The organism is Ruminococcus sp. J1101004sp1_RTP21198st1_B9_RTP21198_201120, assembly GCF_040924245.1.
GTDB lineage: Bacteria > Bacillota > Clostridia > Lachnospirales > Lachnospiraceae > Blautia_A > Blautia_A faecis.
This window is the reverse complement of record NZ_JBCOMI010000027.1, coordinates 1-15,051: the sequence shown is the minus strand read 5'-3', so window position 1 is coordinate 15,051 and position 15,051 is coordinate 1. Positions and strand designations below refer to the sequence as shown.

The window sequence follows — 15,051 nt, the reverse complement described above, 5'->3', positions numbered from 1 at the left end:
ATAGACACAGATTGCAAGGACTGCTTTTCTGAAATTTCAGAAAAGCAGTCCTTGCGATCTGTGTCCGTCTGTTATGTCTGATACCCTAAAGCGTATTTGATAAATCATTCCCGTAATCTGCACGCCCCACTTTGCGGGAGCTTTTGCAGAAAGCCCTTTTCAAACACGCTCTGGCAGTTAATATAATTAAATTTCTACAAGAATTCCCTTCTCTTTATCATACTTACAATATTTGCCATTTCCGGAAATAAATGGCTGATAAGTATTCGTACGTGTATCTTTCACATATACAATTCCTGTGGCGATCATTTCTACCAATGAGAAACGTTTACTCAGGCTTGAGATCCAGGAGTAGGTTTTATTACTGTCAGAATCAGCAGCAACCAGACTGTATCCCTCTTCACACGGTTTCAGAGAGAAGTAAATTTTCTCCGGCTTAGAAGTCTCTTTAAATACCTGGCTTGCTATATAAGTAGAAAAATTCTTCTCCACAAACTGCTGGAAAGAGTATAAGGTATAAACCTCTCCGCTGACTTCGTCTGTAATCCGGTCTCCGCGCTGCAGACGCGCCTTGATCAGAGACAAAGTCTCAATGGTCCAGTTGATAAAGGAAATGCTGCTGTAGGTCATGCTCTCAAGAAGCTGGTCGATCAGTTTCTTTGTGAGAACATTTGATTTCGTTGCTTCGTTAAACAATTCTTCATTCATAATCCGCACCCTCCATAACATATATATGTTAATTGATAATCTTAATTATAAGATCTTATTTTGTTAAAATCAATAATTTCTCCCTCGTTTTTGTATTATTTGTTATTGCTGTTATTTTATATATATTGTTTGCCTTTAACACAAAACCATGTTATCATCATAAGAGTTGGAGTTTATAAAAAGCAAAAACAAATTTTACGAATTTGGAAGGAAAAATTTATGGAAAAACATCATCATGAACGAAGTACTTTTTCCGGTAAACTGGGATTTGTACTGTCTGCTGCCGGAGCTTCCGTCGGACTGGGAAATATATGGCGATTTCCTTACCTTGCGGCAAAATACGGCGGTGGAATATTTTTACTGATTTACATTATTCTGGCACTTACTTTTGGCTACTCCATGATTGTCGCCGAAACCGCCCTTGGCCGAATGACAAGAAAAAGTCCGGTAGGTGCTTTTGGAAAATTTGGCAAGTCTAAATGGCTGTCCTTTGGTGGCTGGATCAATGCCATCATTCCAGTCCTGATCGTGCCATACTATTCCGTTATCGGCGGATGGGTTATCAAATATCTGATCGAATATATAAAAGGTAACAGCCAGAAGCTGGCAGAAGACGGATATTTTTCTGAGTTTATTTCGAATGGTACCTCCACAGAGGTCTGTTTCCTTATTTTTGCATTTTTAACAGTTGCAATCATATATGCAGGAGTCCGAAACGGAGTAGAGCGCGTTTCCAAATTTATGATGCCGGTTCTGGTATTTTTATCTGTGCTTATTACTGTTTACTCTGTTACAAGACCAGGTGCCCTTGCAGGAGTGAAATATTTCCTGGTACCAAATATTGAGAATTTCTCCTGGATGACAGTGGTAGCCGCCATGGGTCAGATGTTTTATTCCCTGTCTATTGCCATGGGAATTCTGGTAACCTTTGGCTCTTATATGAAAAAGGACGTATCTATCGAAGGTTCCACCAAGAATGTAGAAGTGTTTGACACTGCAATTGCCATTATGGCAGGTCTGATGATCATTCCGGCTGTGTTTGCATTCTCCGGTGGAGATCCGGATACTTTACAGGCAGGACCGGCGCTTATGTTCATCACCATTCCAAAGGTATTTGCCAGTATGGGGTTGGGAACTCCCATTGGGATTCTGTTCTTTGTACTGGTGCTGTGCGCAGCTCTTACCAGCTCTATTGCCCTGACGGAGAGCGCTGTATCTACCTTCCAGGACGAACTGAGATGGCACAGAAAGAAAGCAACCGTTATTGTTGGTGTGATCATGATTCTTCTTGGAACTCTTTCTTCCCTTGGATATGGACCGCTTGGCTTTGTAAAAATCATTGGAATGCAGTTTCTGGATTTCTTTGATTTCCTCACCAATTCTGTAATGATGCCAATTGCCGCACTTGCAACCTGTCTTTTAATTTCCAGAAAAGTGGGAGTGGAAAAGATTGAGGAGGAAGTAGTAGCTGAAGGCGGAACTTTCCGCAGGAAAAAGATTTTTAACTTTATGATCAAATACCTCTGCCCGATATTTGCAGCAATTATCCTGCTTAGCTCTGTAGCAAATGCATTTGGACTGATTTCCATGTAAATAATTTGTAACTGTTCTGTACTTCTCAGTTACCACTTCGCGAAATAATACCTGCTGAATAAATACTATAATTTTTTAATCGCCCCACCCATCTCAGGTGGGGCGATTGTATAAGGACTGCCTCCATATCTACAAAGCTTTAAAGTTTGCCACATTTCCATCAATAACGCACACAACTTTTCCCTATATCTGCTTTTTACAATATGGTTACATTTATCACTACCAAAACATGTATAATAGAACCAGTACATCAAATAAGGATTATTTTTCAGAGTATACAAGAAAGGACCCGAAATGAAAGCCAGAATACTTGTAATAGAAGATGAACCAGCAATCAATAACTTACTTTGCATGAACCTGGAAGTCACCGGCTACCAGACCGTAAGCTACCTGGACGGCAATGACGCCAGCGAAGGAATTGCCTGGGATCATGAGTTCCAGTGCGCCCTTGTAGATATTATGCTCCCTGGAAAAGATGGATATACCCTTTTACCAGAACTGAATCACTACGGCATTCCCGTCATTTTTCTCACCGCCAGAGCCGACATCACAAGCAAAGTAAAAGGCCTTAAAGAAGGTGCCGAAGACTATATTGTAAAGCCCTTCGAGATGCTGGAAGTGATGGTCCGCCTGGAGAAAGTACTGGAACGTCATGGAAATTTACAGGAGCAGATACAGATTAACAATATTACCATAGACACCATAAGCCATACCGTTACCAGAAATGGAGAGGAAATTTACCTGAAACCAATGGAATACAACTGCCTTATGATGTTCGTCCGCAATCCCAATAAAGCTCTTACAAGAGAGCAGCTTCTGGCCGGTCTCTGGGGCGTAGAATTCGAAGGAGAAACAAGAACAGTAGATGCACATGTGGGACGTATCCGCAAAAAGCTGGGCTGGCAGAACAGGATCAAAACCATTCCCCGCATTGGATACCGACTGGAGGTGGAATTTTGAAGCTTTTTACAAAAATCTTTTTACAGGTGGCCTGCGTGATCCTGATTTTATCCTCCGCTGTTTTTTTCTATACTTCATATCGCTGGAAGAATCAGAGTATTCAGTATATCAATAACTATGAATATACCAAATTTCAGAATAATCTTTTACAATTTGAGGAGAAATTAAGACTTACAAGCAGTCAGTCCGCTAATTCCGATGAGAAAGTCCGAAACCGAATTCTTATCTACGCTTTCCGACAGATTTTCCATGACAGTGCTGTTCTATATCAGAATGATGAAGAACTTTACAACGGTACCGCCTATGACTTCGATGTTCAGGGAATCCAGGAACAACTGGGAGAAGTGGAATTACACGGAAAATGGTATGACGCGGATACTTATATCTGTGATCCCCTTATCAGCAAAGCCGACGGTAAAACACTGTTGCTTTTTTTTTATTCCTCCACAGAGTCAACTACAAATCTGAATTATCAGATTGTCACTTATAAAGACGTTTCTGATGTTCTGGAGAGTAACAGGATCCTTTTTTATCAGGCGGGTATGTTGACGCTGGTTCTTCTTCTGTTAACCGGAACAATTCTTTTTTTCAGCCTGCGGAAAATTATGGCACCCCTTACAAAATTAAGGGAAGCTGCGGTTTCTGTATCTGAAGGCAACTATGATATACAAGTTCCTGCGGAAGGAGATACGGAACTGGCGCAGGTTGGCAAAAGCTTTAATCAGATGTCCTCCAAGGTTAAAGAACAGATTGAATGCCTTTCCACTGTAAACCATACACAACGACAGTTAATGGGAAGTCTTGCCCATGAGCTGAAAACACCTATGACCTCTATCCTGGGATATGCAGATACCCTTCTCACAGTGCGCCTGCAAAGACAGCAGCAGGAGAGAGCTCTCTCCTATATTTCCAGTGAATGCCGCAGGCTGTCCCGACTTTCGGTAAAAATGCTGGAACTTACCGGATTATATGAAACTGGGGAGGCACGTTTTGCCCCAACAGAAAATTCAGTGAAATCTTTTCTGGAGGATTCCAGACAGCTTAACCTCTGCCGTCTGAAAGAGAAGAATATCTGTCTGGAACTTCAGTGTGAACCTGCTGATCTGAAGAAAAACTTTGACAAAGATCTTATGTTAAGTCTGGTAAACAATTTTATTGACAACGCAGTAAAAGCCTCCGCGGACAATTCCAGACTCATACTGGAAGCGACGGCTGAGAAACTGATGGTCCAGGATTTTGGCAAAGGAATCCCAGCTGAAGACCTTGATAAAGTGACAGAGGCATTTTATATGGTTGACAAATCCCGTTCCCGGGCGAATGGAAGTGTGGGTCTGGGACTTGCACTTTGTAAAAAAATCGCGGATATACATGGATTTCAAATGAAAATTGAAAGTGAAATAGGAAAGGGAACCTGTGTATTCATTGAATGGTAAAGAAATTCTTGCCAGATTACAATTCAGTTACAATTTACGGAAGATTTGGTGTAATTCCAAGTACTATAATCTATATCAGAACATGACCGGTGATTACTATGAGCAATATCAAACACCCGTTCCCCTAAATCTCCGGTTATGTTCAAACATCGAAAGGGAGACTTCAAACAAATGAGAAAGAATATAGAAAGAATGATTGGACTTACTCTCTGCATGGGAATGTTAGCGGGATGTGCACAGACACCAGAATCTTCCCTTGTAAGGCAGAAGGGAAATAAAGCACTGGATTCTTACAAAGAAGCGGATGACAAGGATGTCAATATGGCAGGAAATGCCTCCTCCGCTGATCAGACAACTGCTTCTGAAAATACTGGTACAAGTGATACTGCTGCCTCCACTGACGTTCACCCGGATAATGCCTCAGCTGCCAGAACCACTATCCGCGACCTGATCAATGCGCCTGAGACTTACAAAAGTCAAGTAACAGACGACACATCCAAGCTTGTGGTAAATACGGATGCGGCAGTAGAAATACCAGATGTGGAAAAGATATCTGCAATTTCTGTTACACCAGCTGCAGTCACACAGGATCTTCTTGATGGTATCACAGATGCCTTTTTCTCAAATGCGAAGATTTACACTGCAGACAGCTATTACGTACAGACAAAGGATGAGATCAAGAAAAAAATCGACGAATTAAAAGAAGATGTTGCCAACGGAAATCTGGATCCTAATAATTGGGGAACCGATGATAATGGCAATCTCATATATGATATTTACGATGACATTGATTATTGGGAAAACCAGTATGAATCTGCACCTGAGACTAGAAATCTGGTAGAAGGAAGACCTGCCGTGGGAGTACAGACATACAGCAATACTGGTGAAGTTATGGAAGACAATGCTTTTACCGGTATCGCCCAGTTAGATGACGGCTCCCAATATTCTTATCGTACCTCTTCCTGGGGAGCCTATTCTTTGGAAGTAAGAATCCAGAAGATAGCCCAAAAAGACGGTAAAGAAATCCCTTCTGACGCTGTCTGGTCCGATTATTCCAGCAGCAGTCCATATGAAAAACCTACCGAAAAATCTATTGGAATTTCGTTGGATGACGCGAAGAAATTAGCCCAGGAAAAAGCAGATGCCATGGGCCTTGACGATTTAAACCAATGCGGATGGGATTATGCGATTCAGACGTCCATTGGAACAGATGATAACTCCAGTTATCTCGGAAGTGGTTATGTTATCTACTACAGCCGTACCATAAATGGAACTCCACTTACCTATACCATGGATGCAGGTGGAGCGCTTGAAGACATGGACAGTACTATGGAAACCTGGGCTTACGAAAACCTTTATTTTTATGTAAATGCAGACGGAATCGACAGCATGACTTATTGTAATCCATACACCATCGGAGAAACTAAGACTGAGAATTTAAACCTGCTTCCATTCAGCGAGATCATGAATATCTACGAAAAAATGATGATCGTCACCAACGCGGACAACCTTACCTATGAAAATTCCAGGGTATTCAATATTGACCGTATCGTTCTTGGCTATGCCAGAATTTATGAGCCATCCACAGATTCCCATACCGGTCTTCTGGTTCCTGTCTGGGATTTCTTCGGATCCCGCAAGATTGACTCCGAATATGATGGCGAAACCTACTCAGATACGACAGATTGGCCTACCTGGAGCTTTCTTACCATCAATGCAGTAGACGGAAGTATTATAGACCGTAGTCTGGGATACTGATATGAAGCAGACACTTGGAATTGTTCGCTACAATTTCTTCGGCTTTTTCCGTAATCCCAAAGTGATTTTTACCCTCTTTCTGGAATTTGTGCTCAGTTTTCTGCTTACAGGAAGGATCATGGTTGTTATGGATAACTACAATACGCCTGTACAGGCAATTGAACCTTTCCTGTGGACCTTCGGGGATGGAACAGCAGTGCTTCTAAGTTCCATGCTTTTGCTTTTGCTGTTCTCCGACCTGCCGAAAATGACACCAGTCACTCCTTATCAGCTGATCCGTACCACCAAGAAGAAATGGCTCTTAGGCCAGTTTGTCTATATTACATTCGTAACGATTTTATATACATGTTTTATGCTTTTGTTTACTTCTGTGCTGTGCATGAAGGACAGCTATCCAGGCAATCTGTGGAGTGACACAGCAGCAATGCTTAGACAGTATCGATTCAAATAAAAGTTCTACTGAATACAGCAGTTCCGTTTCCAGCAGTAGTTTCACGGCTATGGACAATCCCGGGAATAATATTTCACCAGTGTCCTGTCTTCCCTGTAAAGTTGCTGCAATACTCCCCGGAGAAGATAATCAGATCTATATCCCGCTCTCCCAGGCAAGAATTCTGTGCAGCGAATCTGGCACTGCGCTGACTGTAACAAAGGTGTTGCTAAAGATAAATGGAAAGACCAATCTTGAAAACGCTAAACAGCATTTTGAATAACAAAGATACTTCCTTTTCAGGTGTAAATAAATATCTGCTTATGTTATACTATTGTATAAGACCAATAAAAAGGAGCACTCTATAATGAACAGACAGGAACTACTTAACCAAATTGAGTATTATACCCCGTTCAATGAACAAGAAGAGACGGATAAGCAGCTTATTCTGAACTGGATCAGAAATAATACCAATGCTTTTTCCAGAGAAAACACGGTAGCACATATGACTGCTTCTGCCTGGGTGGTAAATCAGGATAAAAGCAAAATTCTCATGGTCTATCACAATATTTATAATTCCTGGTCCTGGCTGGGAGGACATGCGGACGGGGAGACAGATTTACTTGCAGTTGCCCTTCGGGAAGTGAAAGAGGAAGCGGGGATTTCCCATGTCAGTCCTGTATCTGAGGAGATTTTTTCTTTGGAATCCCTTACAGTAGATGGACATGTGAAAAAGGGCAAATATGTGTCCAGCCATTTACATCTGAATGTAACATATCTGCTGGAAGCAGATTCTGAGGAAGCTGTCTCCATAAAAGCCGACGAGAACAGCGGTGTCGCCTGGTTTTCCCCTGAAGAAGCGCTGAAGAAATCTACAGAACCATGGTTTGTAGAACATGTGTACTCCAAGCTGATTGAGAAAATGTAATGAAAGAAGCCAACAATTATAATACTTATATGATACAAAGAAAGAGAAGAGAACATGAGTGAGAAAATTGTAGTTTGCCTTGAAAAAGGTGGCGCAAGAGATATGGCTGAAGCTTTTTCCAGGCGCACAAATACCCCAATCTCTGAAAAGCCGGGAGAGCACCTGACGGTGCTTTTTAATTCCAAAGGTGTTTCTTTAACCGGATATGGTCTGGCTTATCAGGGGGATTTCGAAAATATGCTTCACCGGGTGACCAACGGAAGATTACAGCATGAAATGCTGGTACGGGCTTCCAAATCAGAAAAGCCAGGGCGCAAGGCAATAGATGCCACAGCAGGTATGGGAGAGGATGGATTTCTTCTGGCAGCCCAGGGGTATGAGGTAACTCTGTATGAGCAGAATCCAGTGATTGCTGTTCTTTTAAAGGATGCCCTGCGCCGGGCAAAGAAGCATCCCGTATTGAAAGAGATCGCTGCCCGCATGAAACTGACAGAAGGCAACAGCGTGGAATTAATGCCCGCACTCCTGGATCCTGTAGACGTCATATACCTGGATCCCATGTTCCCCGCAAGACAAAAGTCCAGCCTGATCAACAAAAAACTGCAGCTCATCCAGAAGCTGGAGCCCCCATGCTCCCAAGAGACCGACCTTTTCGACGCCGCTATCAGCGCAGACCCGGATAAGATCATTGTAAAACGACCGCTGAAAAGTGATTTTCTGGCAGGAAGGAAGCCTTCTTATACGTTAAGCGGAAAAGCGATTCGATATGATTGTTATACGTTGTAGAGGAAATAAATTGGCAGAGCAGGCAGATGAATAAATGATATATGCATAGCAGCATTTTTATAATCCTTTTCGATTACTGTCAGAAGTGCTAGTGCAAATCAGAAGCAACTATGTATAATAAGAATAAAAAGGACAGTATTGCTTATAAGGAAGGAGAAAATGCTTATGAGAAATGGTAAAAAATCATTAAAAAAAGCCAGCGTACTGCTTACTACATTCTTACTTGTAGTAATGTGTCTGGCAGTGGATACCACATCTGTAAGTGCCGCGAAGATCAAACTGAACAAAACAAAGCTTACCTTGACCCAGGGCAAGAAATACCGTTTAAAGGTAAAAGGCACAAAAAAGAAAGTGAAATGGTCCTCCACAAAGAAATCAGTGGCAACTGTCAATAAAAAGGGTGTCGTTACAGCAAAGAAAAAAGGAACTGCATATATTAAAGCTAAGGTTGGCAAAAAAACATACAAGTGTAAGGTTACTGTTAAGAGTAAAAAAGCACCTGCAAAGCCAGCACCTACAACACCTTCTGCTCCGGTAAATCCGCCGGCAGAGCCTACAGCAACACCTACCACAGCTCCAGCAAAAACACCAGTACTAAGTGCAACATCTTTAAGCATGCGTAAAGGTGAATATTATCAGCTTAGCGTACAGGATCCTAAGCATCTGCCCGTATGGACCAGTTCAAACAAGAATATTGCAGAGGTAGACAGTCAGGGAAAGGTACATGCAATTAATGTTGGAACAACAGAAATCAAAGTAGATGCAGGGATTGTTCTTACATGCACAGTTACAGTTACCATGGAAACAAAGCCTCAGACTGAACCAGTTCTTTCGAAAGCAGTTATAAAAGGGCAGCGGTCAGTCAAGAATGAAGCTGGCGAATCTGTAGTGATTGAGATTCCTCTGAATACTTATACCTATACTTTCAGCACAATTCCAACAAACGTGGAAGAATTGAAGCAGTATAACATCAGCGGTGATGATGGGAGATATAAGGTGCTCGCTCTTTATGTCATGTCACTTCGGACCTGGAAACCGGAAAATCAGACAGATTGCGAAGAAATGATCGGATATTTATGCAATAAGCAGTTATCTGTTTATGAGAAGCAGAGATTAGCAGAGCAAATGAAAAAGAGTAAACAGTATCTCTATCTTGGAAATGCATTCTTAAATGGTGCAACTCCGGCGAATGACTACACACCTTCACAGCCTTATTCAATTACATTAACTCAGGATTCTGTAGTAGATGAAGATCAGATATACATTCCGGCAAATCCTTCCATACCATCTCCTGATCAGTATAGAGCCTTTATCTATTGCAAGGCTTCTGACAGTGGTAAATGGATCGATGTTTATAAATCATCTAAGGACGGAAACTGGTATATGTATAAATGGATGGATCTGATCACTTCAATAAAAGCCCCGGCTTCAAGTAATCCATTCTAAATATGTCTTCAGGTGATTCATTCTAATTACAAGAGGGCAGACATCAAAGACCTCGGTTTTTGGTGTCTGCCCTTAATGTATTTTATAAAAATTATATCTGTAACCACTGGGGGTGACAGTATACTAAGAGAAATCTTTTTGGACACTTTGACAGCAGCTTCCCAAACTACTGCCACGGACTCCCCAAAAACAACTTGTGACGATCATCAGCAGTTGCTTATAGAACTATTCTACTAAAAATCATTCTTTCCGTATTAGCTAGCCAGAACGGCTCTCCTGTAGGGCAATGAGTTTCATACCAGTTAAAACCGCCTTTTTCACTTCCAATCTTTCCGATTAATGATGTCTGCCCAAGTGAAAATAGATATTCTACATTTTTAGGCTCTTGATACCATAATAGCAATCTAATTCCTCCCATGCTAAAATACCCTCCATTTCCACTCCAGCCGTATTGAACATGACCATTAGCAAGCAGTCTTGCAATAATACTTGCATCACCCATTTTATATTCCTCCGTTCAGTATTTTATTGGACCTAAACTGTGCTTTAACATATTCTTTTTAAATATAATATATTTTATATTGTATGTTAAGTCATTTATCCCGTTTTTATGGTATTATAAGAAAACAAAGAACAGGATAGGAGGCGTTTGAAATGAATCATAATGATATAGTCAGACAGTCATTCAAAAAACAGGCTGAAAAATTTGTAGCATATCATATGTCAAAAGTGGAATATACAGACTATCTGATTCAGAAAATCGCAGCAACAGGAGAAGAACATGCATTAGAAGTAGCTGCCGGGACCTGTATTTGTGGCAGGGCTCTGGCTCCTTATGTAAAGGATATTACCTGTCTGGATATGACGGAAGAAATGCTGGCACAGGGAATCAGACTTGCCGAAGAAAGTCATATAGAAAATATTTACTTTCAAAGTGGTAATGCCGAAAAACTTCCATACGAACCCGAAACCTTTGACCTGGTGATCACAAGGCTTTCTTTCCATCATTTTGACAATCCTGAGAAACCTTTTGAAGAGATGAAACGTGTCTTGAAAAAAGGGGGAAAGATGGTGGTCTGGGATATGGAAGCTGCCGAGGAGCCTTTACGAGAAATTGATGATAAGATTGAAAATATGCGTGATCCTTCTCATACCAGAATCCTCAGCAGGGAAGAATTTGAAGAAATGTTCAAGAAAGATTTTGCACTGCAATGCGAAGAAACTACTCTGGTGCCGGTGAATCTAAAAAGTTGGATGGAACTGACTGATACTTCGGAAGATGTGCAAGAAGAGATAACAAATTTGATGAAAGCTGAATTAGAAGGCGGTAGAAAAACCGGTTTTTCACCATATAATAAAGATTCACAAATCATGTTTGATCATAGATGGCTATTACTAATTGGTGTAAAAAAATAATGGTAATAAAAATAAGCAGGAAACTCCTTTGAAGAGTTCCTGCTTTTCTTGAAATGTCCTAATATTTAGATAGGATTCGGGGGCATATTTATAAATGTAATTACAGCTCTAAAGAATCTTCTGCATCTATTCGGGTTTTGTTACACCAGACATCTGTACAAAATAAAGAAATCTCTGTGCAGATAAAAGCGACGTTGGAAAATAATAGTCAGATGTATAAACTGAAATTGCATACGCTGTGGTCGCCTATGAAGAAAGACGTATGCATAGGAATTATCGGGTATTTTGACATTATAAAATAGAAAAATACAACAAATGTAGGATATGATGGAATTGCCGTTCATGTGTATATCTGGATGGAAGGAACAGACGCTGATTGCGTCAACGGAAAATCTGTTGAAGATGATTCGTCTACTTATGATGTGACAGTAAAACTTGCCGGAGTTGCAAGCGGAAATTAAATGTTCTTTTGAAAGGTCATGGCACGAACCATGGCTTTTCTTTTACCCCAACATCCCCATATTGGCAACTATCCCCACTCACCCCACTCTTTTTCAGTACATTTACTGAATTGCTATTTTCCCGACTTCTCGGCTTGCCATATAGCTGAGAAATTTATGAAATGTTCCTGTTTTTTAAATCCTGCAAATACTACTGATGAGCGTGTAAATTTTCATTCTACAATGTAAAAACTCTTTGTTGACGGATATATTTGGATAAGGATATAATCTGTATCAGAGAATTTACAGGGAGATAAACAAGTATGAGTCAGGATATGATTAATAACCGTTTTTTGGAAGAGTCGGTATTTGCTATTGCCGATGGATACTGCGTGATCAATCTCACAAAGAATATTGTACGTGGTTCCATGTATCAGGTAGTTAATGGAAAAAAATATAATCTGAATGAACAATTAGGTTTGCCGGAAAATTCAAGCTTACAGAGTCTGGTGGATGCATAGGCATTGACCATACCTGAAGAAGGTCTTCAAGATTTTCTGCACGAGTTTGACAGAGAACGACTGTTAAAGCGTTTTGAAAATGGTGAACGGCATATATCATTCCGATATTGGACCAGGACTGCTACTTTTGAGCCCATGCTTGCAGAAGATCACATGGCCCTGTACCGGGAAGAAGAAACCGGAGATATCATTGCAGTCAATTATGTTCTTGACCGTACAGAACATTATCGCTTAGAGGAAAAAGAGAGGGCACTGGAAAAATCAAACAGAGAGTATGCGAAGCTTCTGGAAGAAGAGAAAAAGCATACGGCTATGATCGAGGAATTAACGAAGAAACTGCAAAGTCAGCTGGAGTTATTTACCGTATCCATCCCTGGCGGTGTCAAAATCAGTAATGATGACCCGGAATATTCTTTTAAATATGTTTCAGAACAATTTGCAAATATGCTCGGTTACGCAACACCGAAGGAACTGATGGACGCTTCTGGCGGTAATATTATCGGTCTTGCTCATCCAGATGACGTAAAGGTCGGACTTGCAGATGCATTAAATCAATATACGCATTCCGATCATTATGCTACTATTTACCGGATACGCTGTAAGGACGGCACATACAAATACATCGAAGATCGTGGACAGAAAGTAATAAAGGAAGACGGAACCATTGAACATTGGAATCTCATGCTGGATAAAAATGACTTCATGCACAAATCAATTGCATTGGAAAGTGAAAAGAAAGCAAATAAAAGCAAGTCTGATTTTCTCTCCAGGATGTCTCATGATATGAGAACCCCACTGAATGGCATTATCGGATTGCTGAAGATTGCTGAGAAGCATTTTGATGACAGTGAATTGGTTCTGGAAAATTTCGGAAAAATGCAGGTAGCCGCAGATTATCTATTGTCACTTATTAATGATATTCTTCAGATGAGCAAAATCGAAGATGGAAATGTACCGCTAACGCAGGAAATCATCAACTTTGATGAATTAAGTCAGGATGTTCTGACTATCATAGAACAGCGGGCAAAAGACAGAGGAATTCAAATGCAGTTCCGTTCAAAAAAAGAAGGGCTTCGATATCCTTTTATTTATGGAAGTCCGGTGCATATGAGACAGATTTTTCTTAATATTTATGGAAACTGTATTAAGTATAACCGGATTGGCGGCAAGATAATAACGGTGTTGGATTATACAGAAGTAGTGGATGGAATTACGACATATGAATGGACGATCACAGATACAGGCATTGGCATGAGTAAGGAATATCTGAAGCATATATTTGAGCCGTTTTCGCAGGAAAGGAATGATTCTGGAAGTACACAACAGGGAATTGGACTGGGAATGTCGATTGTAAAAGGCCTGATTGAAAAAATGGGCGGAACAATTAAAATAAAAAGCGAAGAAGGAATCGGATCAACTTTTATTATCAGAATTTCGTTTAAACTTGCTTCCGCACCAGATACAGTAAAGAAAACAGCAGCACAGATGGATATTAGTGGATTAAACTTATTGCTGGTGGAGGATAATGAACTGAACGCAGAAATTGCGAAAACTCTGTTGTCTGATGAAGGTGCAAATCTGACAGTTGCAGAAGATGGACTGCAGGCGGTCAGGATGTTTCAGAGAAACCGGAAGGTTATTTTGACGCAATTCTGATGGATATCATGATGCCTGTAATGGATGGGCTTACTGCGACAAAAACAATCCGGTCACTGAAACATCCTGATGCTGAGACAATTCCAATCATTGCCATGACAGCAAATGCTTTTCAGGAGGACGCTGAAAAATGTATTGCTGTTGGAATGAATGCACATCTGGCAAAACCTTTGGATATTGAGAAAGTAAAGATGACCATTTATAAATATATATAAGAAAAGTCAGCAAGGAGGTATTGACGCATGTTTAGAGAAATATATAATTTGCACAGCACTCTTATTGCGTCCAATGATAACATCTCCATGCCTGTTGATAAGATAATGATATGAGCAAAAACGTCTTTTCATCTGTTTGAGGAAAGACGTTTTTTATATGAAAATGTTTTGGAAGAGGAGTGACCGAAAATGAGTTTATTATGGATGGAATATGAAACAGAGTTTGAACACTTGGTAGAGAATGGTGATCACGCACAATATCATCCAGATGATGGGCGGAACCATTCAGGTAGAGAGCAAACTGGGAGAAGGAAGCCATTTTGAGGTGATTCTTCCGATAGAACTAGATAAAACAGCGGATCGAAGTATCAGATCCCGGATGGAAGTTATAGATACCGTATCTATGATTGGACCTTATATGAATGAAGTCCTTCCGCCGACACCGCCAAAGCGAAAACAGCAGCCTATAGATATTCCAGATTTATACACTTTTTTCTTTACACAATAATATCCTTGAATTTATATTCATGAGTAGGTATAATAAAATATAGTATGTCAAATTTTAGCTGTTAAATGATGGCTTGTGTCAAATAATAGTTAATAATTACAAAGTAGTATAATATTCACTTTTTTATCCCATAAAAAATACTGCAATATCAGCTAAGTTAGCAACCACCAGTTCAACTCAACATCATAAACTTAAGATTAGATATTACACATTTATATTATCCTGCTAAAAACTCATTTCAAAAGGGCAGATT

The 15,051-nt window shown here is 40.4% G+C and carries 15 protein-coding genes and 1 pseudogene; 13 read left to right on the top strand and 3 right to left on the bottom strand.

The genetic code is table 11. The annotated features are described in order from the left end of the window. Positions 1 to 36: 36 nt before the first annotated feature. Both AB5618_RS16235 and AB5618_RS16230 read right to left on the bottom strand, forming a co-directional pair. A pseudogene (locus AB5618_RS16235) lies at positions 37 to 138 on the bottom strand (DUF6783 domain-containing protein); the annotation flags it as partial. Between the two features lie 48 nt (positions 139 to 186). Beyond that, positions 187 to 708, bottom strand: a complete 522-nt coding sequence (locus AB5618_RS16230) for a hypothetical protein (protein ID WP_118583489.1) — start codon at positions 706 to 708, stop codon at positions 187 to 189. Positions 709 to 927: 219 nt separating this feature from the next. Between AB5618_RS16230 and AB5618_RS16225 the strand changes: the two genes are divergently transcribed. The 8 genes from AB5618_RS16225 to AB5618_RS16190 all read left to right on the top strand — a co-directional run bounded on the left by AB5618_RS16225 (position 928) and on the right by AB5618_RS16190 (position 10,042). Continuing rightward, positions 928 to 2,301 carry a sodium-dependent transporter gene (locus AB5618_RS16225; RefSeq protein WP_148463384.1) on the top strand — a complete coding sequence of 458 codons (1,374 nt, stop codon included), beginning with the start codon at positions 928 to 930 and terminating at the stop codon, positions 2,299 to 2,301. Positions 2,302 to 2,595: 294 nt separating this feature from the next. Next, complete coding sequence (locus AB5618_RS16220; RefSeq protein WP_148463383.1) at positions 2,596 to 3,261, top strand: response regulator transcription factor; 666 nt, start codon at positions 2,596 to 2,598, stop codon at positions 3,259 to 3,261. Further along, the gene (locus tag AB5618_RS16215) at positions 3,258 to 4,694 is read left to right on the top strand and encodes a HAMP domain-containing sensor histidine kinase (RefSeq protein WP_148463382.1); all 1,437 of its coding nucleotides are present in this window, start codon (positions 3,258 to 3,260) and stop codon (positions 4,692 to 4,694) included. The genes AB5618_RS16220 and AB5618_RS16215 overlap by 4 nt, the downstream gene beginning before the upstream one ends. A 171-nt stretch (positions 4,695 to 4,865) precedes the next feature. Further along, complete coding sequence (locus AB5618_RS16210; protein WP_148463381.1) at positions 4,866 to 6,452, top strand: DUF6034 family protein; 1,587 nt, start codon at positions 4,866 to 4,868, stop codon at positions 6,450 to 6,452. Between the two features lies 1 nt (position 6,453). Further along, on the top strand, positions 6,454 to 6,903 hold the full coding sequence (locus AB5618_RS16205) for a hypothetical protein (protein ID WP_226836664.1): 450 nt from the start codon (positions 6,454 to 6,456) through the stop codon (positions 6,901 to 6,903). Positions 6,904 to 7,249: 346 nt separating this feature from the next. Next, the gene (locus AB5618_RS16200; protein ID WP_118583503.1) at positions 7,250 to 7,810 is read left to right on the top strand and encodes an NUDIX hydrolase; all 561 of its coding nucleotides are present in this window, start codon (positions 7,250 to 7,252) and stop codon (positions 7,808 to 7,810) included. A gap of 54 nt (positions 7,811 to 7,864) precedes the next feature. After that, on the top strand, positions 7,865 to 8,596 hold the full coding sequence (locus AB5618_RS16195) for a class I SAM-dependent methyltransferase (RefSeq protein ID WP_148463380.1): 732 nt from the start codon (positions 7,865 to 7,867) through the stop codon (positions 8,594 to 8,596). Between the two features lie 165 nt (positions 8,597 to 8,761). Continuing rightward, positions 8,762 to 10,042 (top strand): Ig-like domain-containing protein, encoded by a 1,281-nt coding sequence (locus AB5618_RS16190; protein WP_118583507.1) that lies wholly within the window; start codon positions 8,762 to 8,764, stop codon positions 10,040 to 10,042. 217 nt (positions 10,043 to 10,259) lie between these two features. Here AB5618_RS16190 and AB5618_RS16185 read toward each other — a convergent pair whose 3' ends face one another. Continuing rightward, complete coding sequence (locus tag AB5618_RS16185) at positions 10,260 to 10,544, bottom strand: hypothetical protein (RefSeq protein WP_173736063.1); 285 nt, start codon at positions 10,542 to 10,544, stop codon at positions 10,260 to 10,262. 152 nt (positions 10,545 to 10,696) lie between these two features. Between AB5618_RS16185 and AB5618_RS16180 the strand changes: the two genes are divergently transcribed. From AB5618_RS16180 to AB5618_RS16160, 5 genes are all read left to right on the top strand, one after another. Beyond that, positions 10,697 to 11,458, top strand: a complete 762-nt coding sequence (locus AB5618_RS16180; protein WP_148463379.1) for a class I SAM-dependent methyltransferase — start codon at positions 10,697 to 10,699, stop codon at positions 11,456 to 11,458. Between the two features lie 763 nt (positions 11,459 to 12,221). Then, positions 12,222 to 12,419, top strand: coding sequence for a hypothetical protein (locus AB5618_RS16175; protein WP_148463378.1), 198 nt, complete (start codon positions 12,222 to 12,224; stop codon positions 12,417 to 12,419). Between the two features lie 3 nt (positions 12,420 to 12,422). Continuing rightward, on the top strand, positions 12,423 to 14,075 hold the full coding sequence (locus AB5618_RS16170) for a hybrid sensor histidine kinase/response regulator (RefSeq protein ID WP_148463377.1): 1,653 nt from the start codon (positions 12,423 to 12,425) through the stop codon (positions 14,073 to 14,075). Continuing rightward, on the top strand, positions 14,075 to 14,290 hold the full coding sequence (locus tag AB5618_RS16165; protein WP_148463376.1) for a response regulator: 216 nt from the start codon (positions 14,075 to 14,077) through the stop codon (positions 14,288 to 14,290). Before AB5618_RS16170 ends, AB5618_RS16165 begins: the two co-directional genes overlap by 1 nt. 241 nt (positions 14,291 to 14,531) lie before the next feature. Beyond that, positions 14,532 to 14,798: a hypothetical protein gene (locus tag AB5618_RS16160; RefSeq protein ID WP_148463375.1), complete on the top strand. Its 267-nt coding sequence runs from the start codon at positions 14,532 to 14,534 to the stop codon at positions 14,796 to 14,798. The last annotated feature ends 253 nt before the right edge of the window (positions 14,799 to 15,051 follow it).

Excerpts from the sequence above, each read along its gene's own strand:
- AB5618_RS16230 (WP_118583489.1), bottom strand. The coding sequence starts at position 708 with ATGAATGAAGAATTGTTTAACGAAGCAACGAAATCAAATGTTCTCACA.
- AB5618_RS16225 (WP_148463384.1), top strand. The coding sequence starts at position 928 with ATGGAAAAACATCATCATGAACGAAGTACTTTTTCCGGTAAACTGGGA.
- AB5618_RS16220 (WP_148463383.1), top strand. The coding sequence starts at position 2,596 with ATGAAAGCCAGAATACTTGTAATAGAAGATGAACCAGCAATCAATAAC.
- AB5618_RS16210 (WP_148463381.1), top strand. The coding sequence starts at position 4,866 with ATGAGAAAGAATATAGAAAGAATGATTGGACTTACTCTCTGCATGGGA.
- AB5618_RS16205 (WP_226836664.1), top strand. The coding sequence starts at position 6,454 with ATGAAGCAGACACTTGGAATTGTTCGCTACAATTTCTTCGGCTTTTTC.
- AB5618_RS16200 (WP_118583503.1), top strand. The coding sequence starts at position 7,250 with ATGAACAGACAGGAACTACTTAACCAAATTGAGTATTATACCCCGTTC.
- AB5618_RS16195 (WP_148463380.1), top strand. The coding sequence starts at position 7,865 with ATGAGTGAGAAAATTGTAGTTTGCCTTGAAAAAGGTGGCGCAAGAGAT.
- AB5618_RS16190 (WP_118583507.1), top strand. The coding sequence starts at position 8,762 with ATGAGAAATGGTAAAAAATCATTAAAAAAAGCCAGCGTACTGCTTACT.
- AB5618_RS16185 (WP_173736063.1), bottom strand. The coding sequence starts at position 10,544 with ATGGGTGATGCAAGTATTATTGCAAGACTGCTTGCTAATGGTCATGTT.
- AB5618_RS16180 (WP_148463379.1), top strand. The coding sequence starts at position 10,697 with ATGAATCATAATGATATAGTCAGACAGTCATTCAAAAAACAGGCTGAA.
- AB5618_RS16175 (WP_148463378.1), top strand. The coding sequence starts at position 12,222 with ATGAGTCAGGATATGATTAATAACCGTTTTTTGGAAGAGTCGGTATTT.
- AB5618_RS16165 (WP_148463376.1), top strand. The coding sequence starts at position 14,075 with ATGGATATCATGATGCCTGTAATGGATGGGCTTACTGCGACAAAAACA.
- AB5618_RS16160 (WP_148463375.1), top strand. The coding sequence starts at position 14,532 with ATGGTGATCACGCACAATATCATCCAGATGATGGGCGGAACCATTCAG.